At 49.7% G+C, this 25,683-nt stretch carries 21 protein-coding genes and 1 tRNA gene; 15 read left to right on the forward strand and 7 right to left on the reverse strand.

Annotated features, from left to right (window positions below; genetic code table 11):
• Positions 1-22 precede the first annotated feature (22 nt).
• From Pan241w_RS15680 to csrA, 3 genes are all read left to right on the forward strand, one after another.
• Positions 23-1,618: a hypothetical protein gene (locus tag Pan241w_RS15680; RefSeq protein WP_145217641.1), complete on the forward strand. Its 1,596-nt coding sequence runs from the start codon at positions 23-25 to the stop codon at positions 1,616-1,618.
• Between the two features lie 31 nt (positions 1,619-1,649).
• Positions 1,650-2,441, forward strand: coding sequence for an MOSC domain-containing protein (locus Pan241w_RS15685; RefSeq protein ID WP_145217644.1), 792 nt, complete (start codon positions 1,650-1,652; stop codon positions 2,439-2,441).
• Between the two features lie 243 nt (positions 2,442-2,684).
• The gene (gene csrA, locus Pan241w_RS15690; RefSeq protein ID WP_145217646.1) at positions 2,685-2,882 is read left to right on the forward strand and encodes a carbon storage regulator CsrA; all 198 of its coding nucleotides are present in this window, start codon (positions 2,685-2,687) and stop codon (positions 2,880-2,882) included.
• A gap of 47 nt (positions 2,883-2,929) precedes the next feature.
• On the opposite strand, the gene Pan241w_RS15695 is transcribed toward csrA, so the two are convergent.
• Positions 2,930-3,823, reverse strand: a complete 894-nt coding sequence (locus tag Pan241w_RS15695; RefSeq protein ID WP_145217647.1) for a sugar phosphate isomerase/epimerase family protein — start codon at positions 3,821-3,823, stop codon at positions 2,930-2,932.
• A gap of 313 nt (positions 3,824-4,136) precedes the next feature.
• On the opposite strand from Pan241w_RS15695, the gene htpG reads away from it, so the two are divergent.
• Positions 4,137-6,047 (forward strand): molecular chaperone HtpG, encoded by a 1,911-nt coding sequence (htpG, locus tag Pan241w_RS15700; protein ID WP_145217649.1) that lies wholly within the window; start codon positions 4,137-4,139, stop codon positions 6,045-6,047.
• A gap of 16 nt (positions 6,048-6,063) precedes the next feature.
• On the opposite strand, the gene Pan241w_RS15705 is transcribed toward htpG, so the two are convergent.
• Positions 6,064-7,536: an NAD(P)/FAD-dependent oxidoreductase gene (locus Pan241w_RS15705; RefSeq protein WP_145217651.1), complete on the reverse strand. Its 1,473-nt coding sequence runs from the start codon at positions 7,534-7,536 to the stop codon at positions 6,064-6,066.
• Between the two features lie 104 nt (positions 7,537-7,640).
• Between Pan241w_RS15705 and Pan241w_RS15710 the strand changes: the two genes are divergently transcribed.
• From Pan241w_RS15710 to Pan241w_RS15735, 6 genes are all read left to right on the forward strand, one after another.
• Positions 7,641-9,224, forward strand: a complete 1,584-nt coding sequence (locus Pan241w_RS15710) for an aldehyde dehydrogenase (NADP(+)) (protein ID WP_145217653.1) — start codon at positions 7,641-7,643, stop codon at positions 9,222-9,224.
• 286 nt (positions 9,225-9,510) lie between these two features.
• A tRNA-Lys gene (locus tag Pan241w_RS15715) sits at positions 9,511-9,583 on the forward strand.
• A gap of 1,076 nt (positions 9,584-10,659) precedes the next feature.
• Positions 10,660-11,136 carry a hypothetical protein gene (locus Pan241w_RS15720; RefSeq protein WP_145217655.1) on the forward strand — a complete coding sequence of 159 codons (477 nt, stop codon included), beginning with the start codon at positions 10,660-10,662 and terminating at the stop codon, positions 11,134-11,136.
• Between the two features lie 56 nt (positions 11,137-11,192).
• Positions 11,193-12,023 (forward strand): prolipoprotein diacylglyceryl transferase, encoded by an 831-nt coding sequence (locus Pan241w_RS15725; RefSeq protein ID WP_145217659.1) that lies wholly within the window; start codon positions 11,193-11,195, stop codon positions 12,021-12,023.
• A gap of 69 nt (positions 12,024-12,092) precedes the next feature.
• Positions 12,093-13,181: a hypothetical protein gene (locus tag Pan241w_RS15730; protein WP_145217662.1), complete on the forward strand. Its 1,089-nt coding sequence runs from the start codon at positions 12,093-12,095 to the stop codon at positions 13,179-13,181.
• Between the two features lie 69 nt (positions 13,182-13,250).
• On the forward strand, positions 13,251-14,336 hold the full coding sequence (locus Pan241w_RS15735) for an ankyrin repeat domain-containing protein (protein ID WP_145217665.1): 1,086 nt from the start codon (positions 13,251-13,253) through the stop codon (positions 14,334-14,336).
• A gap of 100 nt (positions 14,337-14,436) precedes the next feature.
• Here the strand turns inward: Pan241w_RS15735 and Pan241w_RS15740 are convergent, their stop codons facing one another.
• Complete coding sequence (locus tag Pan241w_RS15740) at positions 14,437-14,856, reverse strand: hypothetical protein (RefSeq protein WP_145217667.1); 420 nt, start codon at positions 14,854-14,856, stop codon at positions 14,437-14,439.
• Positions 14,853-16,520, reverse strand: a complete 1,668-nt coding sequence (locus Pan241w_RS15745) for a hypothetical protein (RefSeq protein WP_145217670.1) — start codon at positions 16,518-16,520, stop codon at positions 14,853-14,855. Before Pan241w_RS15745 ends, Pan241w_RS15740 begins: the two co-directional genes overlap by 4 nt.
• 518 nt (positions 16,521-17,038) lie before the next feature.
• Here Pan241w_RS15745 and Pan241w_RS15750 point away from each other — a divergent pair.
• Positions 17,039-17,470, forward strand: coding sequence for a hypothetical protein (locus Pan241w_RS15750; RefSeq protein ID WP_145217673.1), 432 nt, complete (start codon positions 17,039-17,041; stop codon positions 17,468-17,470).
• 301 nt (positions 17,471-17,771) lie between these two features.
• Here Pan241w_RS15750 and Pan241w_RS15755 read toward each other — a convergent pair whose 3' ends face one another.
• Entirely contained in the window at positions 17,772-19,259 is a 1,488-nt protein-coding gene (locus tag Pan241w_RS15755; RefSeq protein ID WP_145217676.1) for a glycoside hydrolase family protein, read from the reverse strand.
• Positions 19,260-19,462: 203 nt separating this feature from the next.
• Here Pan241w_RS15755 and Pan241w_RS15760 point away from each other — a divergent pair, with 203 nt between their 5' ends.
• The 4 genes from Pan241w_RS15760 (at position 19,463) to Pan241w_RS15775 (ending at position 23,670) form a co-directional block, all read left to right on the forward strand.
• Complete coding sequence (locus tag Pan241w_RS15760) at positions 19,463-20,908, forward strand: sulfatase-like hydrolase/transferase (RefSeq protein WP_145217677.1); 1,446 nt, start codon at positions 19,463-19,465, stop codon at positions 20,906-20,908.
• Between the two features lie 68 nt (positions 20,909-20,976).
• On the forward strand, positions 20,977-21,393 hold the full coding sequence (locus tag Pan241w_RS15765) for a DUF2721 domain-containing protein (protein ID WP_145217680.1): 417 nt from the start codon (positions 20,977-20,979) through the stop codon (positions 21,391-21,393).
• A 106-nt stretch (positions 21,394-21,499) separates the two neighbouring features.
• Positions 21,500-22,534 (forward strand): N(4)-(beta-N-acetylglucosaminyl)-L-asparaginase, encoded by a 1,035-nt coding sequence (locus tag Pan241w_RS15770; RefSeq protein ID WP_145217683.1) that lies wholly within the window; start codon positions 21,500-21,502, stop codon positions 22,532-22,534.
• A 23-nt stretch (positions 22,535-22,557) separates the two neighbouring features.
• Complete coding sequence (locus tag Pan241w_RS15775; protein WP_145217685.1) at positions 22,558-23,670, forward strand: C45 family autoproteolytic acyltransferase/hydolase; 1,113 nt, start codon at positions 22,558-22,560, stop codon at positions 23,668-23,670.
• A gap of 309 nt (positions 23,671-23,979) precedes the next feature.
• On the opposite strand, the gene Pan241w_RS15780 is transcribed toward Pan241w_RS15775, so the two are convergent.
• Complete coding sequence (locus Pan241w_RS15780) at positions 23,980-24,411, reverse strand: hypothetical protein (protein ID WP_145217688.1); 432 nt, start codon at positions 24,409-24,411, stop codon at positions 23,980-23,982.
• 42 nt (positions 24,412-24,453) lie between these two features.
• Positions 24,454-25,644, reverse strand: coding sequence for a serine hydrolase domain-containing protein (locus tag Pan241w_RS15785; RefSeq protein WP_145217691.1), 1,191 nt, complete (start codon positions 25,642-25,644; stop codon positions 24,454-24,456).
• Between the last annotated feature and the right edge of the window lie 39 nt (positions 25,645-25,683).

Here is a 25,683-nt window from a genome sequence, read left to right on the forward strand (position 1 = left end):
AAAGAATGATGTTGGTAAAATAATGCGTGTTTTCGATGGTTACAAATTCTGCCTGATTGCCTCTCTGATCTGGGGACTTGTTCTCTTTTCAGAATCAGTTGCCATTGCGCAATCGGAACAGACGCCAACCTCCGCAATCGAGTCACGGCACATTAGTCTCAGGCCCTACCGCATCAGAATCGAAATCGCCTACGCTCCGGACACCCGCTTGAATTCTAAAAGCCGCCGGCAGCTTGAACAACAGCTCCAGCAGATCATTGAACGCTCTGTGGGTGAGAAATGGACTCTTTCAGAAGCAGAGCAACAGCAGTCCGATGCAGCAGCTGTCGGAATTTATGAAAATGACTGGCTGCCCCTTGCTTCCAGTGAGGGTTTAACGCGTTTGCAATCAGAAGACATTCTGAAGCGCTACCCTCAACAGGCATTTGAAAAGCTGTTTCTGATGGCGATTGAGCCGCAGGGCATTGGATATCTGGTTACCGGAAGAGAATTCGATGTACTCTCACAACGACTTTGCCCTCTTGAAAAGCAGGAAACATTCGAAAAGGCGTTCCTGGCTGACACCATATTCAATTCCATTCGCGATTTATTCTCATCGATCATCACCATTGAAAATGTGAATGAAGAACTGGTCACCGTTTCCGAGCAAGGCAGTCAGTATTTGGCCCCCGACCCAACTGTCAGCACATTAGAAACAGGCTTCTATTTCCAACCTTTCTTACGCTACCTGAATCGAGACCGGGAAGTGAAAAACATTCAGTTTATCCCCTGGACCTATCTGATTCTGGAAGACATCAACCGTAAATATGCCACCTGCTCCCTTGCTTCAGGCCTGCGCGGCATTCTGAGCGGTAGTCGACGCAGAGTCGAAACGTTCGCCCTGCATGTAAGACCTAAGTATTCACAAACCAAACTGTCACTGATTCCGCGGGGAACTTCAACACAAACTTACGCCGGAATGCGAGTCCAGATCTCGTTACTGAATCCACAGGAAGTCAGGCAACGGCAAATTGAAGCAAAAAAACAAAAGGAAAAAAAGAAAGCCGCGAAACCAATCGTGCAAGATTATATTCTCAGTGAATATTTAACGAATCGTAGTGGAACAGTCACCCTGCCTACTGATCCACAACATCCACTCATCTGGTTATATGTCCGCAGTGGAACAGCACTGGTCGCCAACGTCCCCTACATCCCCGGGATCGCTCCCGAAGTCACGATTCAAGTCCCAGATGATCGAATTCGTTTGAGTGTCGAAGGGGAACTCGCGGTGTTAAACGGTGAACTGATTGAAGCTGTCGCCTCCCTCTCTATGGAAATGTCACGCATCAGAAATTGGGCGAAAAACAACGAATGGAAGAAAGTCGATGAGGGAATCAGAAAACTGGAAGGTGGTATTTCTCCTAAGCAGATCTATCAAGACAAACTGAGTGTGATTCGTGTGTCGGCAATTGAAGCCGCTCAAAAACAAAACAATCGCGCTGCTCAGTCGCGTATCGCCAGCCTGTGTCGAGACACAGAGGATCGCATCGACCGTTTCCTGGATCCGTCTGGAATCATCGACCTGAAAACAGAAATCCAGGACCTGAAACAACTGCAACGCCAGGACGCCCGTCGTTGATCCCCCCTGATGATGGAGCATAAGACAAATCATGTGGACGCTATCCCGGATTGCCGTGTATCCCATCAAATCACTTGATCCGGTTTTTCTCGAACAGACTAAGATACGACCCAGTGGTGCGCTTGTCGGAGATCGACAATACGCCTTATTCGATCAAGCAGAGAATGTCATCAACGGGAAAAAGTATCCGGACATTCATCGGATACGCTCTCAATTTGATTTAGCCCAACAGACCGTCTCACTCTCTTCCCCCGATACATCTCCACAAACACTTGTATTTCATCTGATCGAACAAAGAACTGAACTGGAAAACTGGTTCAGCGAATACTTCCATCAACAAGTCACATTAAAAGAAAATTCCGAATCAGGCTTTCCCGATGACCTCGCGGCACCGGGACCAACCATCATCAGCACTGAAACTTATGAAGAGTTGGCCCGCTGGTTCCCAGAAATCACTGTCGATGAACTCAGGCTGCGTTTCCGTGCCAATCTCGAATTCACAGGTGATTTTCCTTTTTGTGAAGACCGTCTCTACTCAACCACTGATTCACCAGTCTTGTTCCAGATCGGCTCCATCATCCTGGCAGGATCCAATCCCTGTAAGCGATGTGTGGTCCCATCCCGAAATCCGCTCACGGGTGACACAGACTCGAAGTTTATGAAAACATTCATCCGAAAAAGAAAAGAGACATTCCCAACCTGGGCACCACTCGAACTGTTCCAGAATATGTATCGCCTTGCCGTCAACACCAGACTTTCCAGACAACCCAACGAGCACTCTGATATGATGCGGGTGGGTGATCCCGTCGAATTTCTGACCTGATGAGTGAGACTCTTCACCAAAGGCCTGCTGATTTAACAAGCCGGAGCAACTGGCATAATCGTCACAATTGATGATTCGCGTGAATCGCTTACCAGATTACCTTCCTTTTTTTTCAGATCAAAGCAGACACCCCAAAAACAGTACGCTAAGTTTCAAGTGTCGCTTTTTCAAAACATGTTGTTTTACATAATCAGAAAAAGCCTTTAACAAAGATGTTCCCCCACTTGTTCGCAGGGAATCGCGATGCTTGTACTCAGCCGAAAAAAAGACGAAAAGATCATTATTGGAGATTCAATCACATTGATGGTGATTGAAATCAAGAACGACAAAGTCCGTCTCGGAATTGAAGCCCCGAAAGACGTGACCGTTCATCGTGAAGAAGTCTACGCCGCCATTAAAGAACAGAATGCGCACGGCAACACGAATTGCGAAACTCCATAAGTAGTGACTCTTCCAGACTTCGCAATTCGTTTCTCGCTACCCGGCGATTAGCTGTCTTGCGCTTGCGCCCACATCTTATCGAACACTTTGCGCTGCTCTGCCAAGGCAGCGACGGTATCCTGCTTAGGCAGCTTCCCTTCTTCCAGCATTAACCACCCGGTATAATTCGCACCAGCCATCAGCTCAAAAAACTGCTTGTGGGGATAGGGATTGTTGATCAGATCGTGAATATGCGTCGTATCACCTAACCGATCTTTGACCATCGCAAAATTGGCTTCCAGGCCGGCTCCTTCCAGATCCTGCTGATTGCAGTTCCAGCAAATCGCCACATTCGGGTGATCAGCAACATCCAGAATTTTCCGAATCGTAGGCAGATGCGCACATTTGCCGTGAACCTCCAGACGAATCTGCTGTCCCCAGTCGGCACCATATTTTCCAACCTGATTTAAAGAGCGACCAATCTGCTCAATCGTCTCTTCGTGTGAAACTCCTTTGTGAAAAGAATCGGGTTTCACTTTAACTCCCGTCCCCCCCACATCGTGGCTCAATTTGATAAAATCCTGTGTGTCAGCAATCGCTTTCTTCAAAACAGCCGCATCAGGATTGTCAAACCGCTCGTTACTGCCGATCCCCACCAGTGTCACAGGACTGTCTGCAAACTGTTTCGTGACTTCCTTGCGTTCAGCTTTACTGAGAGTTCGCTCGACGCCATGCTTATGTGTTGTTCGCAATTCGACGCCGAGCACGTTCGCCGTTTTGCAGTTTTTCAATAATGTCGGTAAATCCCAGTCTTTCGCCCACTGATAAGTCACCAGACCATATTGTGCTTGTTTCGCTACCTTTTTCGCACCGAAGACAGATCCAGTCAAGCCGCCCCCTAATGCCAAAGCGCCACCCAAAGCAGAAGTTTTCAAAAAATCACGACGTGAGTAAAATTCCATGAGTGAAGTCTCCGTGAGATATCTCAATGTTATATAGGAAGAATCTGCTGATGCAGTCCAGTTCATAAATCACCGGGGAATCTGCCCCGATCTCAAACATCTTATTATTACTCAGTCAGTAGGCAGATTACAAATGTCTTTTACCGGGATTTCTCAGCAGGAGTCACCATGAGTTGGACTGGGCAACTTTACAATAAATGCCATTCCATTTATAAACAGGGCAGAACGAACGTGATCGACAGATCATTCACCGCTTCATTCACGAACCCCTATCAATTCAGTTCACTTTATTAAAACGATTTAGAGTAAGGCAATGAACGAAAAAACAACATCCGAAAAATTCACATTTCAGGCTGAAATCAAGAAACTCTTGGATTTGCTCTCGCACTCACTCTATCAAAACCGGGAAATCGCTATCCGAGAACTTATATCGAACGCCTCCGATGCGTTGGATAAATATCGATTTCTCGCACTCACCGATGAATCCATCAAAGACGAACAGCCTTTAGAAATCCGTCTGGAACCCGATGCCGAAAACCGAATTTTGGGAATCTGCGATAACGGCGTCGGCATGACGCATGCAGAATTGATCGAGAACATCGGTACGATCGCCCATAGCGGCTCGCTCGACTTTCTGAAAAACGCCGCCGGAGACGAAAAGGAAGAAGTCTCGCTGATCGGTAAATTCGGCGTCGGCTTCTACTCCGCATTCATGCTGGCTGATAAAGTCGAAGTTTTAACCCGCAGCTACCAGGAAGAATCCGGCTGGAAATGGGAATCCGACGGAACCGGCTCCTTTACCATTGAACCTCAAGAAGGTCTGGAACGCGGAACATCCATCCGTCTGCACCTCCGCAAAGATCTCGATGAATTTACCAACGACACCCGCCTGAAATTCATCCTCAATAAATATTCCACGTTCGTCCCCTACCCCATTAAGCTCGGCGAAGAACTCGTCAACGACCAGCCCCCCATCTGGCTGGAACCGAAAACACAACTCACACAGGAACAATACGACGGGTTCTATCAATACCTGGCACATAACGGCGAAGAACAGGCACGCTGGCATCTGCACCTCAGCAGCGACTCTCCGTTCCAGTTTCACAGCATCTTATACTGCCCGCAGTCCAACCTGGAATTGATGGGCTTCGGTCGTACAGAACACGGCATCAGCCTCTGTGCCAAACGCATCCTTGTGCAAAACGACAATCGAGACCTTCTGCCTGAATACCTGCGTTTTATTTACGGACTCGTCGACTCCGCAGACCTGCCCCTCAACATCTCTCGAGAGTCACTTCAGGACAATACGATCTTCCGCAAGATTCAAAAAGTATTAGTCAAACGTGTGCTCTCGCACCTCGCTTCTATGGCAAAAGACGATGAAGAAAAGTACCTCGAATTCTACCGACAGTTCGGCAGCTGTCTGAGAGAAGGAATTGGAACCGACTTCGAAAATCGCGATACCATTGCCAAGCTACTGCGATTCCCTTCCTCAAACGGAACCTCAGAGAACGAACTGGTTTCACTGGAAGCCTACCTCGAACGAGCCGATGAGAGTCAGAAACAGATCTATTATCTAGGCGGGAACGATTTTAACACGATCGCCAAAAACCCGAACCTGGAAATCTTCCGTAAAAAAGGCATTGAAGTCTTCTACCTGCCGGACCCCATGGATGAAATCGTCCTCTCCAATTTGATGAAATTTGAAGACCACGATATTGTTTCCATCGATTCTTCCGATGTAAAACTGCCCGGCGAGACAGACACCGAGGTAGACTCAGAAGAAAAATCAGAAAAGAAAGAAGAACAGAAAGAGCCACTTTCACCGGAATTTGAAAAAGTGATTTCCCTGTTCGAGGAAGAACTCAAAGACGACGTCGAATCAGTCACGAAGTCAGATCGTCTGACAGACAGTCCCTGCTGTCTCGTGATGCCCGAAGGCGCGATCAGCTCCCAACTCCAAAAAGTCTTGAGCATGAACAACAAGGACTTCCCGACCACAAAACGCATTCTGGAGATCAATCCCGATGCCGAATTGATCAAACGCCTCTGTACGCTGTCATCGAATGCAGACCAGCACGCATTTATCAAGCAGTGTGGCCGTCAACTCTTCTGGAACGCCTCTCTCATGACGGGTATTGCCACCAGTCCGGAAGAAATCACGTCCAATATCCAAAATATGATGGAAGAACTCGCTCAGAAACGGTCTCCCATTATCACATAAAACTGAAATCGTATCCTCACCGTGGCTCTGTCTCCGGAGCCGCGGTGTAGTAATACATATTCGGTATCGCAGGTTGAAACAGCCCCACCCGATTCCAAGGTTTCAACAACAACTCTGCCCGTTCAATCGCTTGCGGAATTTCATCCGCCCCCTGTTCCAGCAAATGGATCCATTCTCGAACTGCTTGTCTGAATTCAGTATCATCCGCACACAAAAACAACGGCTGTTTTCCTTCAGAACACCGCAAATGTTCAAAACCGGTCGCTGCAGCAAAATAAAACAGAGTGCTCGCCGTAAACAAATCAAAGTGCGGCAAGCTAAGATAACAGCCGGCAACCAGTGAATCGATCAACGAGAGCTCAGCCTGAATCGAATCCGAATAATCTACCATCACTGAGGTCAATTCCTCTTTCCCCCAGAATTGTTCCAAAGCAGCAACCAGGCGTTCAATCCCACATAACGTATGCGCAATCCCGGTGCTGTGCAGTGGATCAATAAACCCAGCCGTATGAGGCAGCAACGCCCAGTTCTCGCCAGCACACTTCTTCCAGCCGCGTTGCAATCGATTCGTAGAAACCAGCCCCGATTCAGGCGCCACCAGAGACGCGTCTGCAAATTGGGCGGCAATCGATGGATAACCTTCTAACATCTGTCGCCAAACATCTTCAGCCCCACCGGTTTGCTGATCTTCTTTTAACACAAAACCCGCACTCGTGATCCCATTATTAAATCGCAACTGCCACATCCACCCTTCGTGCAATACCTGATGCAGCGCCGCGCGATCACAGTCAAACGGATAATCACTCCGATCAATGTGACTCTGATCCAATACCTCAGCCCAGGAAACCACACTGGCAAAATGCCCATAGACGGCCGATGATTTCGTGAGAAACTCGGTCTGGCGTTCAATGCCCAATGTATTCGGAACAATCCCTGCAGCCCCCGTCGCATCAATCACAAATGCCGCCTGCAGCGCAATCGGCTCCCCCTTTCTCGTTCCTGTAATTTCCCAGCCGTCCGACCGTTCAAGCGTTACTTCAGACTGATCCAGATAAACCACTTTCGATTTTTGAACCTCTTCAGCGAAAAAATTATCAACGTCCGCCCGATACCAGTGTGTGTCCGCTAAAGAATCACTCAGATTCGCAGTCACCAGCAATTCACTGCCATGACTTGGCTTCGCTTTGAAGTTGTGTTGAGGCTCATGGGAAAAATAACTGAAACCGCGTTTGATCCCACAGGCTAATCCGGGATAGTGTTCCTGCCAGGTCCCATGCTTGCAAAATGGCTGAAATTGTGGAAGATCGTACTGTTCAGAGAGTGACCGGAGCAGATACCCGGCGGCGGGCGTCGAGGATTCTCCGATCGCAAAACGGGGATGCGTTCCGCGATCAACGATCGCGACCGACAAACCAACGCGATCCAACAGCAGCGCCGTCAAGCTGCCGCCGAAGCCGGCTCCCATAATTACGACATCAAATTGCTGCATCAGAGTGGATGGATTCTTCTTCGATCAGTTTTTGTTACACTATTTATTTCAGACACTCAGTTTAACCGATTGCCAACTTAAAGGCAGGCTCAGAAGGATAGATCATGCAGACACAACCGGTTCTCATCAATGGCCAATGGATTGAATCAACGGGTACCCAGACATTTCAAGCCGTCAATCCGGCAACCGCGGAAACTCTGGAGCCACAGTTTCCTGTCAGTCCCTGGGACGAAATCGAATCCGTCGTCCAGGCCGCTGCTGCCGCTTCCAAAGAAATGCGAGGCTGGACCGGCGAACGATTTGCCGCCTTCCTCGAATCTTACGCCGAAGAAATCGAAAAACAGGCCGACGCGCTGGTTGAGGCCGCGAATCTGGAAACAGGTTATCCGGAATCCCCCCGCTTGAGAGACGGCGAACTCCCTCGCACCACGAATCAATTGAGACAAGCCGCCAGCCATGCCCGCGAAGGTTCCTGGGCGCAGCCGACCATCGATACCGGCACCGGCATTGGCTCCCTGTTTGGCCCCATCGGTCCCGTCACCGTTTTCGGTCCCAACAATTTCCCCTTCGCATTCAACAGTATCGCGGGAGGCGACTTCGCCGCCGCGGTCGCAGCCGGAAATCCTGTGATTGCCAAAGGTCATTCCTCTCATCCCAAAACAACACAGATCTTCGCCGAAGCCGCAGACGCAGCAGCCAAAGCGACCAACATGCCGAATGGCTTCGTCCAGCTCATTTATCGCACCAGCCACGCAGACGGCTGCCGCCTGGTTTCGCATCCCTTGATGGGAGCCATCGGCTATACTGGCGGTCGCAGCGCCGGTCTCACCATCAAGGAAGCCGCCGACAAAGCCGGCAAACCCGTCTATCTGGAGCTTTCCAGCATCAACCCGGTCTTCGTTCTCCCTGAAGCATTAGCAGAACGCAGTGCCGAGATCGCAGAAGAATTCAAAGGCAGCTGCCTGATGGGAACCGGCCAGTTCTGTACGAACCCGGGACTGGTCGCCCTCAAAGCCGGCGCAGCTGCAGACACCTTCATCGAACAGGTGAAAGAAAAGTTTGAAGCCGCCCCCGCTGGTATCCTGTTAGGCGAAGGAGTCCAGAAAGGCTTCCTGTCCGGAATCGCCGCCATTCAATCCGCCGGCGCCACACTCGTCACAGGCGGCTCTGCCTCAGACAACCCCGGCTTCTCCTGCGCCAACACCCTGTTAAAAGTCAGCGCCAGCCAGTTCCTCGAAAATCCGGAAGCCTTACAGGAAGAAGCTTTCGGAAACGCGTCCCTATTCATTCTGGCCAACTCAGACGAAGAACTGGCCCAGATCGCAGAGTGCCTCGAAGGCAATCTCACCGGTTGTATCTACAGCCACACCGACGGCAAGGATGACGCCCTCTACGATCAAATCGCCCCCGCTTTGCGACAAAAAGTAGGTCGGCTCTTGAACGACAAAATGCCCACAGGCGTCGCCGTCAGCCCCGCCATGAATCACGGTGGCCCCTTCCCGTCAACAGGCCACCCGGTCTTCACTTCGGTTGGTATTCCTGCTGCCATCCATCGATTTTCAATGCTGCAATGTTATGACAATATCCGCCCTCATCGTTTACCGGAATCCTTAAAACCCAAAAACCCCAACCCCGACATGTGGCGATATATTGATGGAATGTACACACAAAGTGACTACGATGCCTGATTCCGAGTCCGCGTTTCTGGCTCAGATTGTCAGAGTTTTGGGGAATTTCAATGCCCGATCTCAATCTGACTCAAGATTCCGCGAACCCGTTCCATCGATTCCACGTCTGTATGACTAAGGCTAGAGAAAATATGAATTTACAATGATTTTTTTTGCCCGTAATGTTGTGAAGTCATTGTGCTTATTGCTATTATCCTGACTCAGTCATCAATCGGCCCTGTCGAGAACCGGAAGCGAATCCCATCGCTTCAATTTTCCAGCCGAATCCGATACAGTAAGAACTAATGAGGGCGTAGCTCAGTTGGTAGAGCAACGGACTTTTAATCCGTAGGTCCAGGGTTCAAGTCCCTGCGCCCTCATTTTCTTACACTCTTTCGCTACAACGACTTGTGTATTGTAAGTCTCTTTCCGGCATCTTCCCTTTCTTTTAAGCTGCTGTTCCGTATGCATCACTGAATGCCTGACTCTGCGTCTGAATAAATTGCCCTTGATCGCGTCGTGCGATTCCTCATGATCTCTAGTTATGCGTCGCGCGCGAGAACAGTACTGGTTCAGGTGAAGACCATGAACGAAACATTCCGCACCACCCAATAAACCGCTGGTTTGAGCACGATTTTCGCCAATCAACCCCCAAAAAGTTATGCGGGTCGACACACACCAACGCATAACGGCCACATAACAACCCGCCCCGCCACTCATCCAACACCTCCCGCCCCACTGCTCCGCAAAAGATTTCGCAAAACTCCTTGACCGGCCCACGCCATTCACAACAATTCGTTTCACCATCATGATGAATTCTCCCGTAGCATTATGTTTTCTCCCGTCGGGCGAGTCTATTTGCTCGCCCGCCTGAGAACGTCCCATCCCAATTAACGGTTGGAATGGGACGAAAACCAGCGTCACAAGTCCACACCGCCCATACAATGAGCGGCACGGCGCCAGCCGCCGTTTCGAACGTCTAGCAAGCAATCCAAACCAACGGCAAACCAATCCTACCAGATATCACCAGCCCCTCTCACATGAACTTTCAACACCCGCTGCTTATCTGCAAGAACCAGGCTTTTTGGTCAAGACGCGGTCTGCTGCGGGCGCGGTGCTGCTTTCCAGGAAGAGTCGGACGGCGTTGATCAATTTGACTTAAGTACGTCTCATGCCTGCTTGAATCCGCATCAGGAGAGTCCCCATAGAGTCAATAGAACAAAGACCCATTTTCATTTACAAATTCGAATGTAACCTGAGCATGTAACAAATTTCTGTTCATAACAAAATGACAACATTCGCTTCAGAACTGGTAATACGAATCAAACCAGTGATTGAGTATCCGTATATAGATTGCAAAATTGAAGCTGTTGTGAGTTGTTTTTGTCGTGACGAGCCAGATTAGCTCTGCGGTAGTGTTTTGTACCTGAGTTCTGAATCGAAAGAGAGAATTCCTATGAACAAGAAAACGCCTTACATACTGATTGCTGTTGCCTGTATTTCCGCCTTCGCACTAAACGGTTATGCAGAGAAGAATGCCCCCAAAAAGAAGGGGCAAAAGAATGCAACGGTGAGCAAAAAAGACAAGTCCGGTGAGACACTGTCTGAAAAGGATCGAGATTTTTGGATGCAGGCGAAGCTTTTAAAATCACAGACGATATTGGCTGCGTTGACAGAAGGAGATTTTAAATCGGTTGAGAAAAATGCGCGTGCCCTGCGAAATTTTGGCATTCTGGAATCCTGGCTACGGAATAGTCCGGAGACTTCGCAATCGGAATACAAAGCACAGCTCAACAAATTCGAATTCGCCAACAAGGAACTGATTCGTATGGCCGAGGATAAAAATGCCGACGGCGCAGCCACCGCGTTCGCAGCGATCACAATCACCTGTGTCAAATGCCACAAGTTGATACGCGACGTTGACGAAAAGTGAAGTGTGCCCTTGGGTTCAGGGCATTTCCTTCAAGGGGGAATGTTAAAGGAGAATCAATGCATCTCGAGTTGTTTCGCGCTCAGTGGGGCGAGGATGTATTTACGGTCACATCCTACAGTGCGTCGATCGTAGCAGGAATTCTACTCACAGTGACATTGACGCTATTCATAGCCCACAGACGTCGCATTCCCATGCGCCCCCTGTTGATTTCCCTGGCAGCACTGATCGTTTCCGTTCCGATCGGTGCCCGCTTACTGCATTGGCTTACCAATCCGGATGCTTATCTAAACGTTTCCGATGTATATGAACTCCGATTTAGAAATTTTGCTTTGTATGGTGGTATCTTGCTTGGTGGAATCATGGGCTATGTGATGTGCCGGCTGACCCTCCTTGATCCATGGCGGCTGGCCGATAGTGTAACTCCGGGGATTTGCCTGGGAATCGCCACCATCCGTCTGGGCTGCTATCTCAATGGCTGCTGTTTCGGCTTACCGAGTTCTTCCTGGGGCGCGGTGACATACCCTAACGATAGTCCCGTTTTTTTATATCAGATTTCACAAAATCCCTCGGTTCTCTTCGATGGTCCTCAATCTGTTTATCCGACACAGTTGTATGAACTCTGCGGCGCTCTGATTGCTGCCGGATTAGCACTCTGGTTGATGCGGAAAGAGGCAATTGATGGTATTCCATTTCTGGTAGCAGCTCTGTTTTTCACCATGTGCCGCGCAGTCGTGTATTTTTTTCGTGCGCGTCCTGCAACCTGGGCAGCGCCCGATAAACTATACCCCCTACTGTATGCAATCATCATTTTACTGGGTATTGCAGCAGTCATCCTGCGGTTACGAATGAAAGAGAAAGATTTTAAGTTTGTGCAAAGTACATATTGAGCGGAGACGCGAGAACAAACGATTCTCTGCATGCTGTTCCGCGTCAATACAAATTTTAAGGAGACTGCAATGACGTTTCGCTTGCCAATCCTCTATCTCAGTTTATTCCTGTTTTGCCTTACTCAAGTAAGCAGTGTAAAAGCACAAAGCTCAAACAGTTTAGATTCAGTTCCCACTTCGATAAAAGTGCTTGATTTTGCATCAAAAGAAGGATTGAAGTATAGCGTCAAGACTGAGTTGGCGCATCTGGAAAATCGCTATTCGCTTCTGCAACAGGCGCGAACGCAGGTCCGCAACAAACTGAAAGAAAAAAATCAGCAGATTATCTTTTCAGACGAGATTGAGAATAAATTACAAAGTTATATCAAGAGCCAACCAGAACTGGAAAAAATGGTGAAAGAAGGAGGGAAAGCGGCAGAACGGGAAATCATCAACGGATTGCGTCAGGAGCTGACGCGCATGTCGCTCGATTCGTATAACAAAACCCTATTTATGATTGACAGGCAATTAAAAGAAACCGAGGTTCAAATTATTGAACTCAAACGAAAACTGAAGGACCTCAGAATCAAAATAGGGGCCTACCAGGCAGAATTATTATTATCTGATCCTGCTCTCTTAGAAGGATTTCTGAATGCTGAAAAACCCTCAGTATATCTTACAGCGGCTGATGTCTCCGGCGTCTGGTCAAATGGATCATTCATTATTACTGAGGTCTATCTGAACAAGAAATACCGCCAACGGCTCGAAGACAAAGAAATCGTTGGCTGCGATCCACAAGTCTTTGCTGCATTGGAAAGAATGAAAAACCAGCGGATGTCCATGAGCATGAATGTGACCCTCAACGAACAGGGTGTCGGCTCACTCACGACAACGATTACACCTCCTGGTGCCACACAAAAATCGAATCCATCCAAACCAATTTCCTGCCGCTATTCGAACGGTTCTCTGGTCGCTGTAAAAAGTGAAAAACAGATCACAGTACGGATGGAGGGAGCCGTCGTCGAAGTAGTAAACAAAGACAAATACGTGATTGTGAAAGACCCCTTCAATTCTGAGAGCGGCCCAGCAGAATGGACGATTACGGTATTCGAAAAAGGGGCGAAAGTCGGATATATCAAGGGAACGTGGACCGTGAGCAAATCAAAAACGGGTTCTTGAGAATATCACTATCTGAGTTTTGTCGTTTTGAAGTTTGCTGATCGGTGACTTGAAGAGGAGTTTTCTGAAATGAAATACATCAACAACAGATACTGTTTTCATACTGTGATGCTGCTGTTGGGATTGTGCTGTTTGCCGTTGAATGCAGCCGATCAAGGGCTGGAAAATAATTCTACTGAAACGGAAAAACGGACGGCTGATGCGAATTCCCAATCAGACCAAGAACGTTCGTCCCAGGATTTACTGAAACTGCTACAGGAAAAACGCAAAGCCATTGCAGCTGAGGAGAGTCTACCGGGAACGGAAAAACTGACACCCCAGGAATCCGAGGCCATGAATTCTCTGGAATCCCGATTCAAGCAGAATCAGAAAGTCGATCTCGATCAAGAACTCCGGAAATCCGCTAAGCAGGGATTCGTTAAACTGGCCGAGTTTTTACTTATGGTCGGTGCAAATCTGGATGCGGCTTCGAAAACGAACGGCGATACTCCCTTGCATATTGCTGTGATTGGGAAGCACAAAGATTTGATCCATCTCCTCATCATTCGGGGAGCGAACCTTGAAAAAAAGAACACAGCTGGCAAAACCGCGCAACAACTGGCATTCCAGTCAGGAGATCGCTCGCTGGCCTTAACACTGTTGGCTGCGCAAGCGGTGCGAGATGAATTCAAGCTACATGATAAAACTCCCAAAACAGATGAGCAGAAAATACTGCGCAAGCTACGAGAACAAATCGCGAAGGGAGAAGAAGTCAATCTGGATGCCTATCTCTGGGACGCCAGTACGAACGGGCACACAGAGCTTGTCGAGTTTCTGATTCAAAATGGTGCCAACGCGAATGCACGGGATAAAAACGGGGCAACCCCCTTGCATCTGGCGATTGCAGCGCAGCAATGGGACCTTGTTGACTTACTGATTTTTCTTGGCAAAGCACAGATTAATGTAAAAAACCGTGAGGGAAATACACCTTTGCATCTGGCAAGCAAAAATTCGGAAAGAGAGCTGATCGTAAAACTCCTGGCACTCGGAGCAGATGCAACCGTCAAAAACAACGGCGGGCAAACCCCTGCCCAAATCGCAAAAGACGAGCAAGTTCGAAAGTTCATCGAGAAATACCTTCAGGAACAATCCCGCCAGATTTCGGCAAAGAATTAAGCTAATCGTTGGTGGAAAGTAATCGAGGTCAGTACATTTTTTGACGAGCGACTGGTGCATGGAGCAGATAAAATATGCCAGGACACTTTCCTGTCGCTAGTTATGTGGGTGCTTGAGAGCTGGTAAAGGTTTCGCTTCCGGAAGGGAGCATACCGTCAGCGTGATCCACGATTTGTCGTAATCGGTCTGCATCACTGGGGTCGTTTTTCCAGATCTCGTAGGCAACCTTCAGGGCAATCTGCATTGAGTGATGCGTTTCATATTGGCGAACCAACCTGGTTAATTCGTCCTGATCATAATTTGCATGTTGTAATTCTTGCTGTGCGTTGGCAAATTCCACGCTGTTTTTTGTTTCTTCGATAAATTCGTTGATCACCTTTTCTACCACAGACATCATCCCCGGAATGGCTTCCAGCAGATAATGCTTGCGGCAGCCCTCAATATCCCCCAGCGTTTTTTTCAATCTGACTTTAACCTGCCCTGCTTCGTTTTCGATAAAGTCGTGTTCACTTTGATTCATGATATTTCTTGCTCCTGGATGTGAGAAATTTTAATGGAGATCCGTTTCAGAACTTCCTGAAGTCGGCACGAGTGGGTTTCTGCTGTGACTAGTTGTTCAAATGCTTTTCTTGATGATCGACGAATCGATTCTGTCGGATTGCGCAGGATCTCTGTCGCCGCTGAGAGTTGGACCGATTGTCCCTGACAGATATGCGATAACTGTCGTGTGATCGTCTCAGAACGAAGAGTGACGGCATTGACATGCGAGATCAATTCGACGCCAACACGAAAATCCGGCCGATATAGTTCAATAACAGGATGCAATAACTCCTGATCATGACTCAGCGAACATAGATTAAACAGAAAGCCATGAAACCGTGCGATCAGTTCCGACAGAAGTTCTGTAAATGAAACCTGCAGCATCTCCGCGCGTAAAGCTTGCGTGTCGGCAGAAACGTGAAATGAGAGCAGGCCGATAAATTCTTTTCCGCAATCCAGCAATGAACAATATTCCAAGAACGCCTGGATGCGGCATAGCGTCGACCGGGAGTGCTGCGTTTCCAGTAATGGTTCCAGACAACGCTCCTCCACCACCGGGGCCAGCTCCCCCCGGAGCTGTGCAGCGATCTTTTCTTTCTGTTCCCGGGGAATGTTCCAATCGTCACTGAGCACAAAATCCAGAAACTGTGATTTTGCCATGGCCATCAAAGCTTCACCGGCAGGACATTCACTGAGAGCTTGTAGTTGATCCAGAAACCGGGTTAAGGATTTTAGTTGTCTGATTTGGTTCCCACTTTTCAGATTCGTTTCAGAGCGAAAGTCTGCGCTGAATATTTCCTGTGGTCTCTGTTGACTGATTTCCTCGATGTGAGAAATCAGAGCTGTATTTTGATATTTGCCAAATGCTTTCGCATGCGGATCGATTAAAACCCAGCAAGCGGGGCTGATCTGAAATACCAATCCCATATGAAACATCAGTGGCCGGATACGGTCAATCTCAGGCCGCTTGACGATAAATTGTAAAAACGAAATCAACTCTGGTCTCAGTTTCACGTTTTGTTTCTGGGCGCGTCTTAAAATCCATTTTGCCACAAGACCATCGTGTCGGACCGAGAGTTCTGAACTGGGTATCAGAGGCATTGCCCCCAAAACAGTGGCATTCGCGAGTTGAGCAAACGCATGCAGGATCAACGCACGCCCAAAACAATTGGGATTTCCATGCTTCAGGAATTGTCGCGCAAAGATCCGGTTACAGGATTGATTCGTAAGATCGCCCCAGATGTGTTCCAGCAATTCGTTTTGCGAACGAACGGGCTCGGATTGAGTTAATAACGATTGATAGAGTTGCTCGCATATTTCATAGCGTCTGCTGTGTGAACTACCAACATACTCAGCCGCCAGTTGTTTCAGACGAGGATCAAGTAACTCTGCCGTATTCTGGATGGCCCTTTGTCCCAGCAGACTTAATTCAGAAATCAATGTTTGTGATTCAGTGTCCGAAGTTGCGAGACGAGTTTTGAGATGAGAACGTTCGAGACGATTCGAATGGTCAGACGTCGTTCTTTTCAGGCAAAATGAGAGGATGCGTTCATAATCTGGTGTTCGACAGAACTCATTGTGTGAACCACGTTGATCTACGTCGTTCGGGAGCGATAATGATTCCGTTTGATTAAAAGTGGTCATTCCAGATACATCCTCAGGAATTAAAAGAAACAGCCCCCAAACAAAGTCTCCTGAAAATGGCCCACGTGTATTCTACCTGATTTGCACTATTAAGCTATAACTTTTGCTTGCGGCTCAAGGAAATGGGAGAGCACTCATAAACGATTTCAGAAAACTTTTTTCTACTTTTCCGAGCCTGCCTTTCTGTTTTATAACGCTTTCCAGTGCCCCCTGCGGCCCTTTTGACAAGCCAGTTTCCATTGCCGAAGAAATCCCCCCTGCGGTTCTTAAAGAGACGGCTCATCTCCGTTTTGCCGGCTTCAATTCGAGGATTCATGTTTTATGAAAAATCATCTGGAGACAGTACGGAATCCTTGACAATTGACAGAAACCCCAATCAAATATTATTTAAATATCCGTTTATCCTATTTCTGAATCTCGTTCACAGTAGTAATTACGTCTGCTACGACGGGAACAGGAGAGACCAAGGTGGTCTCTAGTACCGTTTCTCTTTCCTTCTACCTTTGGGAGATGACTTCATGGCAAGAAAGTTAATGCTCGGAACTGGATTAGTTCTGTCGGCTCTGGGAATTGTCATTCTGGGAACAACCGCTTCAGCTCAGGTAAAACAGGGCAAAACCAGACCCGCGGAAACGAAGTATTTAATGCGTGGGATCGTGCAACCCAATTGTGCGGGTTTAGGCAAATTATTGAAAGCCAGCGGCCCGGCCGACGAGAAGGCCTGGGACACCGCTGCCTGCCATGCTGCCTGTTTGAACGAAGTGGGTCACCTGCTCATGGCTGACGGACGTTGCCCCGATGGTAAATGGGCTGGTGCCTCAAAGACGCTGCAATCCGAGAGTGCTGCTGTACTGGAAGCATGTAAAAAGCAGGATTTGAAAGCAGCAAGTGCCGCCTTCAAAAAAATGACTCAATCCTGTGCCGCTTGCCACAAAGCGCATAAAAAGTAACAACCGGAATTCTCTGCCACAGGGATTGTGAGCTGATGGGAAATGAACTGAGGTTATTCTTGCAATCAGTGCAAGGATAACCTCTTTGTATCTATCAGTGACTCAAATGACAAAACTATTAGCCATCGGGTGTTTGCTATGAGCCGTAGAACATTCATTACTAGCCGAAGGGCGTTAGCCCCGGTTAATTGGTGTGATCGTAAACACCGCGGCTAACGCCGTACGGCTGATGCTGCTTTCCTCAACGAATATCTCGGGCAATTGATATGGTCAGGAACACAGTCGCTGACATCTTTTCTTTTCACTCAAACGCCAACGTCACCTTCTCAATCATCGGTTTCGACTTGTTCTCGGTCGTGTCTTTCAGTTTCAGTTCAAAGCCGAAGCTATAGCCAGCCGGTAACTTTTTCAGATCGAGCTTGGCGGGTGTTTTTTTGACGTGTTTCGACAGACCCGGCGTGTAATCGTAGGTCTCTTTCACTTCGGTCCAGTCGGTCCACTGGTCGAGCTTGCTGTCGTTATTGGTATCCACGCCGACGCGGACATCGACCTGCTCCACCCAGGGACCGGGGCTGACGAAATCCGTGTTTTGCTGTGTGAAGAGGTAGAACCGGCCTTCCGCAAAGCCGATGTCGGGGTCCGGGTGACCGTTGCCGATTTTATCGCACCACTGGAAGGGTCCGTCGATCGTAGGGCTGGTAAACCAGCCGACGCTCATGTGTCCGCCCCCCGCCGGGTCGTAATCACCGAACAGATAGTATTGCGAACCGACACAAATTGGCGCCCAGTCACCATAGGCTTCCTGTTCCGGTTCATGCACGTTGTACTTGCCGATGTTCGTGTTCCACTTGGGATGTTGCAGCCAGTGCGGGTGTTTGTACTCGGCGACTTTGCCCGTATCTTTCGTGCGATTGTCCACGGGGGGCTTCAGAAATTTCCAGTCCGTCACACCATCTTCGCTGACCGCGTGGGCCGCGAGCGGCGAATCCCAGGAACGCTTGCTGGCATTGATGGGGCTCCAGTCTTCGAGGATCACATGGAAGCGGCCGTCTTTGTCGCGGATGAAGCCGGCGTCCGAACCGTGTGAGGGATCGTTGACCGCCAGTCCCATGTCTTTGCCCGGCTTGCCGTCGGTCAGATCTTCATCGATGTAGACATGCGGGTCCTGGTCGTTGGGGTAGTCGTAATAGATATAAACCTTGCCGTCTTTGTACTCGGCACTCGTCACCCAGCGGGAGAATGCTTCAGTGACCGGGCCATGATGCACCCAGTTGACCATATCGCGACTCTGCCACCCATGATAGCCGCCGAGGCCCTTTTCTAATCCGCCCGGCGCATCATATTGATGTTTCCAGGGAGTGGTCTGCAGCTTGACGTCGAACCCATCGAGAGAAGTAGACTTCGGTTTGAAACCTTTTTTCTTTTTAGCGCCACCATAACGACCAAAGACCCAGTAGTTATTCGGCCCGATCGCCAGAAAGACGGGGGCGTCCTGCAGATTCACCGGCCCGAGATTGGCAATCGGTTCCCAGTTCTGCCAGACCGGTGACTGCTCAATGACAATGGACTGAGCCTTGCGTTTCTTGTCAAAGCGCTTAATGTTGCTGGTGAACGTGGCGACCTTGTCGGTCGGGATCGCCGTCCCCTCTTTGATTTCCAACTTGGATTGCTTGGCGGTCGCAGCCTTCCATTCATTTTGTGAATCAATTGCCCACTCCTCCGCCGTGACGGTCGTCGTGAGTAAGGTCACCAATAGATTGAGTATGAGAAACAGCTTCAAAGTTTTCATGTGAGCACTTTCCTTAGTCACCGATTTGATCTAAACGAATTGCGACGAAAATTCGATTTCGCAGCATCCTTTTAGATTAGCCTTCCCTGTGAGAGATTACAACACGCGTCGCCCTTGTCTGCAGAGAGTTCGTTGCGATGGTCCTCGATCCCGGCTAGAATCAGACATCACATTCACCCCATGAATACGATGAGGATTCAGCCATGTTTCGCACCCTGCTCTCCCTGACCGTCATTCTGTTGCTGATACAGCCCGCTGTTTCCGCAGAACTCAAACAGCCCAACATCCTGTTCATTATGGTCGATGATCTGGGCAAGGAATGGATTAGTTGTTACGGCGGTGAGGACATCAAGACACCCGCTATCGACAAGCTCGCGGCGACTGGGATGAAATTCAACAACGCCTGGTGCATGCCACAATGCACGCCGACCCGCGTGACGCTGCTCACCGGGCAGTATCCGTTTCGGCATGGCTGGACCAATCACTGGGATGTCCCCCGCTGGGGTGCCAGCGCACACTTTGATGCCAGTCAAAACAAGATGTACGCGAACGTGCTCCGCCAGGCAGGTTACAAAACCTGCGCCGCCGGTAAGTGGCAGATTGATGATTTCCGCGTCGAACCCCAGGCGATGTACGAGGCCGGCTTTGATGAATGGTGTATGTGGACGGGCTATGAAGCACACAACCCGCCGAGTGCCGAACGCTACTGGAACCCCTATATCAACATCAAAGGAAAAGGGAGCAAAACCTACGCCGGGCAGTTCGGCCCCGATATTTATTGCGACTACCTGATCGACTTCATTGGCAAGCATAAAGACCAGCCGATGCTGCTCTATTACCCGATGGTACTCACCCACAGCCCGCTCACCACCACGCCTGACAACAAAAACGAAACCGACAAGCGGCGTCTGTTTGCAGGCATGGTCCGCTACACCGACAAGCTTGTGAGCAAGCTGGTCAGAGCGCTCGACGAAGCCGGCATTCGCGACAACACAATCATCATCTTCACCACCGACAATGGAACCGGCGGTCAGAGAAATCATCGTCTGGGCCATCTCGTCCGCGGCGGCAAGACCAAAATGACTGAGCAGAACGGCACCGCCATGCCCTTTATCGTCAACTGTCCCGGTACGGTGCCTGAAGGAGTCGAGACCAATGCACTGGCCGACTTCACTGACATCCTCCCCACGTTTGCCGAGCTGGGAGGGGGAAAAATACCCGCGGGACGTGTCGTCGACGGAAAATCATTCGCCCCGCTGATTCTGGGCAAAGCCAAAGAGGGGCCGCGTGAGTGGATCATGTCGATGGGCGGAGGACCGGCAAAGTTGCACGCAGGGCGTGTAGTCCCTGCGCTGAAATATGACGACCGGGTGATCCGCGACCAGCGGTTTAAACTCTGGATCGACTCGAATCGGAAACCGATCAAGCTGTTTGATCTCAAAACAGATCCCTGGGAAGAACAGAACCTGATCGACTCGCACGATCCCGTCGCACAGCAGGCACTGAAGCAACTGTCCTCGATCGCGGCACAGTTTCCCAAGCAGGACGGAGCCCCCATATACAAGAAGAACCCACAACAGAAGTGGGATCAGAAACCGGGCATTCCAGGTCAGGGCAAACGAAAAAAAGGAAAGAAAAAGAAAAATTGAATCGACAGTGATTGCATCAACACAGAAGCTAGACATCACCTTTCTGCACTAGAAAAATCAAAACAAACATGAGTAGCACCGAATTCTGGCTCACCCCCTTAATCCTTCTCCCCGGCGTCGCATTGCTGATTGTTTCGACATCGGCCCGGTTTGGTCAAATCCATACTGAATTCCATCACCTGCTCGATCACCCCGATGCACACGCCCAGATCTTGTCGCGTAATCTGCAGCATCGTTCTCGACTGTTTCGCGATGCCCTCGCAAGTCTGTATGTCAGTGTCGGTCTTTTTTCACTGGGAAGTCTGCTCGGCGGGGTCGTGAATCTCTGGCGTCCCCAGTCCCTCTGGTTCGTCGGGGGACTGACCATCATTGGCATCGCCTGCGTTGTCTTCGCTTCCTTACAACTGTTTCGTGAATCGCTACTCAGTCTGAATGTCATTGACGAACACTTTGAACGTGTGGAGCGAGACTGCGGGCAAGATTGATTTTCTGAACGCTGATCGATTCGATTAAGCTGCTCGGATTTACTAAAACTATCCAGAATTCAGAAAAGGTTTGGAGTTCCAAAACGAATCTCTTTATAATCGAGCCATGAAAAACCGAAGAAGTTTTATCAAAAACGTCGCGGGGCTGAGTGCTTCGCTCTCACTATTCGCAACCATGTCAGGGCAAGCGAAAGAAAAACGCGCCCCCCGCCGTCCGCTGATACTGTGCAGTCGCGGCGAAGAATGGGCCGAAAAAGTACTCCGCCCCGGCTGGAACGTGCTGGAAGCGGGAGGCGACATTCTCGATGCGGTCGAGAAATCCGCACAGGTCACCGAGTTGGATCCGGAAGACCAGTCGGTTGGATACGGCGGCCTGCCTAATGAAGACGGCGTCGTGCAGCTCGACGCCTCCTTTATGGATGGCAGGACGCACAATTGCGGCTCTGTGGGTGCACTCGAAAATATTAAAACCCCGTCCTCCGTCGCCCGGCTGGTCATGGAACGGACTGATCATATTCATCTCGTCGGAGAAGGCGCCCGCGAATTTGCCCGGGCGCACGGCTTTAAAGAAGAGAATCTGCTCACGGATAAATCCCGCAAGATCTGGCTGCGCTGGAAAGAGAACCTGAGCGACAAGGACGACCGGTTCCCGCCGAAAGACGGAAATTACGATCTGGACAAACGGCCGACGGGAACCATCAATATTCTGGCGTTGGACGCCAAAGGCGATCTCGCCGGATGCACGACGACCTCAGGACTGTTCGGCAAACTGCCCGGCCGGATCGGCGATTCTCCCATCATCGGCGCAGGGCTTTATGTAGACAACGAAGTCGGAGCAGCAGGTGCCACGGGACGAGGCGAAGAAATCCTGCGGACCTGCGGCAGTTTTTTCGTGGTGGAACAGATGCGGGCAGGAAAAAGTCCCACTGAAGCCTGTGAAGCGCTCTGCCAGCGAATCGTGAAGATCAATGGCGGTCCGGACAAAGTCGACTTCAACGACAAGATCGTCGCCATCAATAAAGACGGCGAAGCCGGCTGTGCTTCAATCCGCGGTAATAAAAATAAGCCACCCCAAGCCGCGATCATCACCACAGCGGGAGTTGAAATCATCGAGGGTTCCTACCTGATTGAAACCAAATAATACTGAAGACGGAATTTTTCACTATGTTCAGATTTAGTCAGCTTATCATCGTTTTTACCATTGCCTGTCTCAGCATTTCAAGTACCGTATTCGCTGAAGGCTATCTGACCTCGATCGGCACAGGCGCCGATCAGATTCCCGTGGTGGTGGTCAAAGGGACGCCTTATGAAATGGGTAAAAAACAGGGCGAGCTGATCAGGGAAGATGCCACCCAGATGATTCAGTCCTTGATGAAAAAGGTGCAAACCGCTGCTCCGGAGCGTTGCTCGAATGCCAGTCTGGATGCAGCCTGGAAATCGATCGCACCGCATACAGACCCGCGCTTCAAAGAAGAATTACGCGGCTTTGCAGAAGGGACGGGCATGTCGTTAAAAATGCTGCAGAGGGCACATGCTATGCCTGTGGTAATGGACTACTCCTGCAGCAGTATCGCCGCCTGGGGTTCAGCTACCAAAGATGGCCATCTCTATCAAACGCGAAACCTGGACTGGTCGATGGATCTCGGCGTGCAGGACTATCCCTGCATTACGGTCTACATTCCTAAGAATGGCGTCCCCCACGTGAATCCCACCTTCGCCGGTTTCATCGGTGCCAATACGGGCATGAACGCGAAAGGAATTGTCCTTTCGGAAATGGGAGACTCCCCCGGTAAAGATTATCCTTTCGATATGAACGGCGTGCATTTCACAACACTGTTTCGGCAGGTCATGTACGACGCCGACGGATTGGAACAGGCAATCGACATTTTCAAAAATGCGAAACGGATGAAAAAGTATCACTATGTGGTCGGCGACGGTGCCAATCTAGGTGCCGTCAAGATGCTGGCCCACGCGCCTGATCTGAAAATCTGGGGAGACAATGATCCCAATGACGAACTGGCGCCAGCCGTCATGAAAAACCTGGTCTATCAGGACGAAGGCCGCGGGGCATTTGGCCCCTTGCAAAAAGTCTACGGCAAAATCGGTGCCCCGGAAATGATTGACATCGCCTGCCAGATTCCCATCAAAGGCGGAAACATTCTGGACGTGGTCTACGATGCCACCGCACTGGAACTCTGGGTCTCCTACGCCGAAAAGCAGAACGAAGCCTATCAACGCCCCTTCGTGCACTTCAAACTGAAAGACTATCTGAAGTGATTGCTGCTGCAAGTGAATTAGCTACTTCATCAACCAAGAATACCACGAAACACAGGAACCATTCACAGCACTGCCATGTAGCGTTTCTTAATTCGAATTGGTCTTTGCAAATGAGGAGAAACCGGGGCTAACGCCCTGCGGCTAATGGACCTTTTCTGCGGTCATAGACCAGTAAACAGGGGGCAACAACACACCGTCGGCTACGGTGGATTCTTACTTAGCTTACTCTGTCGACCTCAAAATCAGGATCAGAACTATTAAATAAACGCTACCTAGCCAGGATCTCCCTTTAGGGAGAAGACAGCGAAGTTATTGAGATTCACTTCGACTCCAGTTGAATTTCAGCAGGCGCAGTCCGGTCAATTTGAACACGATTGCAGAGATGATGCTGAGTGCGACTACGGTCAGGGCAGCCGGGACGATTGCAGAGCAGAGAATCAAGAGTGTCCCGAGACTAAGTAGCGCAGGGCTTGCTCCGTCTGGTTGTTGCCAGATTGTGGCGAGGAACATCAGCCAGAAAAACAGCAGTGGTGTGCCTAACAGAAATAGAAATTCGCGAGTGCGACTGGAGCCGAAATGCTCTGCCAGAAACATACCGATCGCGGCCCCTAGACAGAGTGAAACGCCGTACCAGGCGTCGGTGGTCACACCTGCCGCCAGAATCAGAAGCAGAACGACAATCAGTTTGCCCCTACCAGAAGCTGTTTGTTGCATTAATATCTGTGAGTTGCTGCCTGACATGTTGATTGAACTCCCCTCAGAATATGCTGACCACTATTTGAATTAACGAACCACCTGCTGCAAAGCGCGAGAGAAGTTTTTGCCGCGGGCATCTCTCACGTCAGTCAGAGTCCAGTACACGACAACATATCGGTTTTCTTCGAGATCTATATGGATCAGACCCCGATATCCCAACAGTGCTCCTGAATGCTGCACAGCCGTCGTTTGCCCGTTTTGTATCGTCAGGCCCCAACCCAGACCGTATCTCTGACTGGGATACTGTCGACTGATCATAAACTGCCAGGCCTCGCGGCTCAATACCTGCTTCCGCGAGTTTTTACCGCGATTCAGGATCATACTTGCAAACAGACCTGTATCGGATGCGGTTGTGTAAAGACTGCCTCCGATCAGCGGAAATTTGAGTTTCTTTCCCCAAAGATGAGGTGCCCCCTGGTGAGCGAGCAGTTTCCCGTTTCTACCGCGCGCTCCGGGGCATGCTATATTTCCCGACTGTTCGATATCCGGAAAATAGGTTGTATGTTTCATTCCCAATGGAGAGCAGAGGCGCTCCTGCAATAGATCCTCAAAGCGTTTGCTGGTGACTTTCTCAGCAATATAACCAGCCAGACAATATCCAGCCCCGCTGTAGGCATACTTTTCTCCGGGCTGGCTAATCAGCTTTTGCTGTTGAATCAGTTTGACCGATTCTTCCAAACTCTGTTCAAAATCACGAATCGCACGGGTCTGCCTGGCTGTCATCGGCTGTGCTTTTTGAGAATAGATGCCCGCTCGATGCGTAAGCAATTCTTTCATATTCGGCGCCCTGGTCAGATTCTGGCCGTCTTCCAGCTCCCACTGACGTGTTTCCGGAATCCACTTATCAATGGACTGCTCAAATGATAGTTCACCGCTGTCTCTGAGCGTCATAATACAGGCAGCAGCGATTGGCTTTGAACAAGATCCAATGCAGAATTGAGTCTCATCATTCACCGCTGATGTTGATTGTGGCGCAATGACCCCATACGATTTCGTCGTTGGAGTGCCGCTTGTTGAACCGACGGCAGCTTGTGCACCGACCAGAACTCCCTGTTCAATCCCCTTGGAAATCAGTCTGTTAAGGCGATTGAATAAAATCTGCCGATCGTGCGATGGTTGAGCCAGCAACTCAACTGAGTCAATCTGACAGAGAAAGATGACGACGACATATCCCAGGAACATTCGAAGCCGGAACCAGCGGCGATTTCTGTCAATCATCCTGTTATCCTCCTTCGCCTGTGCGGATGTTTGTTCGTT

The organism is Gimesia alba (assembly GCF_007744675.1).
GTDB lineage: Bacteria > Planctomycetota > Planctomycetia > Planctomycetales > Planctomycetaceae > Gimesia > Gimesia alba.

Excerpts from the sequence above, each read along its gene's own strand:
- Pan241w_RS15710 (WP_145217653.1), top strand. The coding sequence starts at position 7,641 with ATGCAGACACAACCGGTTCTCATCAATGGCCAATGGATTGAATCAACG.
- Pan241w_RS15765 (WP_145217680.1), top strand. The coding sequence starts at position 20,977 with ATGAGTAGCACCGAATTCTGGCTCACCCCCTTAATCCTTCTCCCCGGC.
- Pan241w_RS15760 (WP_145217677.1), top strand. The coding sequence starts at position 19,463 with ATGTTTCGCACCCTGCTCTCCCTGACCGTCATTCTGTTGCTGATACAG.
- Pan241w_RS15780 (WP_145217688.1), bottom strand. The coding sequence starts at position 24,411 with ATGTCAGGCAGCAACTCACAGATATTAATGCAACAAACAGCTTCTGGT.
- Pan241w_RS15755 (WP_145217676.1), bottom strand. The coding sequence starts at position 19,259 with ATGAAAACTTTGAAGCTGTTTCTCATACTCAATCTATTGGTGACCTTA.
- Pan241w_RS15745 (WP_145217670.1), bottom strand. The coding sequence starts at position 16,520 with ATGACCACTTTTAATCAAACGGAATCATTATCGCTCCCGAACGACGTA.
- Pan241w_RS15770 (WP_145217683.1), top strand. The coding sequence starts at position 21,500 with ATGAAAAACCGAAGAAGTTTTATCAAAAACGTCGCGGGGCTGAGTGCT.
- Pan241w_RS15775 (WP_145217685.1), top strand. The coding sequence starts at position 22,558 with ATGTTCAGATTTAGTCAGCTTATCATCGTTTTTACCATTGCCTGTCTC.
- Pan241w_RS15750 (WP_145217673.1), top strand. The coding sequence starts at position 17,039 with ATGGCAAGAAAGTTAATGCTCGGAACTGGATTAGTTCTGTCGGCTCTG.
- Pan241w_RS15730 (WP_145217662.1), top strand. The coding sequence starts at position 12,093 with ATGACGTTTCGCTTGCCAATCCTCTATCTCAGTTTATTCCTGTTTTGC.
- csrA (WP_145217646.1), top strand. The coding sequence starts at position 2,685 with ATGCTTGTACTCAGCCGAAAAAAAGACGAAAAGATCATTATTGGAGAT.
- Pan241w_RS15705 (WP_145217651.1), bottom strand. The coding sequence starts at position 7,536 with ATGCAGCAATTTGATGTCGTAATTATGGGAGCCGGCTTCGGCGGCAGC.
- Pan241w_RS15785 (WP_145217691.1), bottom strand. The coding sequence starts at position 25,644 with ATGATTGACAGAAATCGCCGCTGGTTCCGGCTTCGAATGTTCCTGGGA.
- Pan241w_RS15735 (WP_145217665.1), top strand. The coding sequence starts at position 13,251 with ATGAAATACATCAACAACAGATACTGTTTTCATACTGTGATGCTGCTG.
- Pan241w_RS15695 (WP_145217647.1), bottom strand. The coding sequence starts at position 3,823 with ATGGAATTTTACTCACGTCGTGATTTTTTGAAAACTTCTGCTTTGGGT.
- Pan241w_RS15680 (WP_145217641.1), top strand. The coding sequence starts at position 23 with ATGCGTGTTTTCGATGGTTACAAATTCTGCCTGATTGCCTCTCTGATC.
- Pan241w_RS15740 (WP_145217667.1), bottom strand. The coding sequence starts at position 14,856 with ATGAATCAAAGTGAACACGACTTTATCGAAAACGAAGCAGGGCAGGTT.
- Pan241w_RS15720 (WP_145217655.1), top strand. The coding sequence starts at position 10,660 with ATGAACAAGAAAACGCCTTACATACTGATTGCTGTTGCCTGTATTTCC.
- htpG (WP_145217649.1), top strand. The coding sequence starts at position 4,137 with ATGAACGAAAAAACAACATCCGAAAAATTCACATTTCAGGCTGAAATC.
- Pan241w_RS15685 (WP_145217644.1), top strand. The coding sequence starts at position 1,650 with ATGTGGACGCTATCCCGGATTGCCGTGTATCCCATCAAATCACTTGAT.
- Pan241w_RS15725 (WP_145217659.1), top strand. The coding sequence starts at position 11,193 with ATGCATCTCGAGTTGTTTCGCGCTCAGTGGGGCGAGGATGTATTTACG.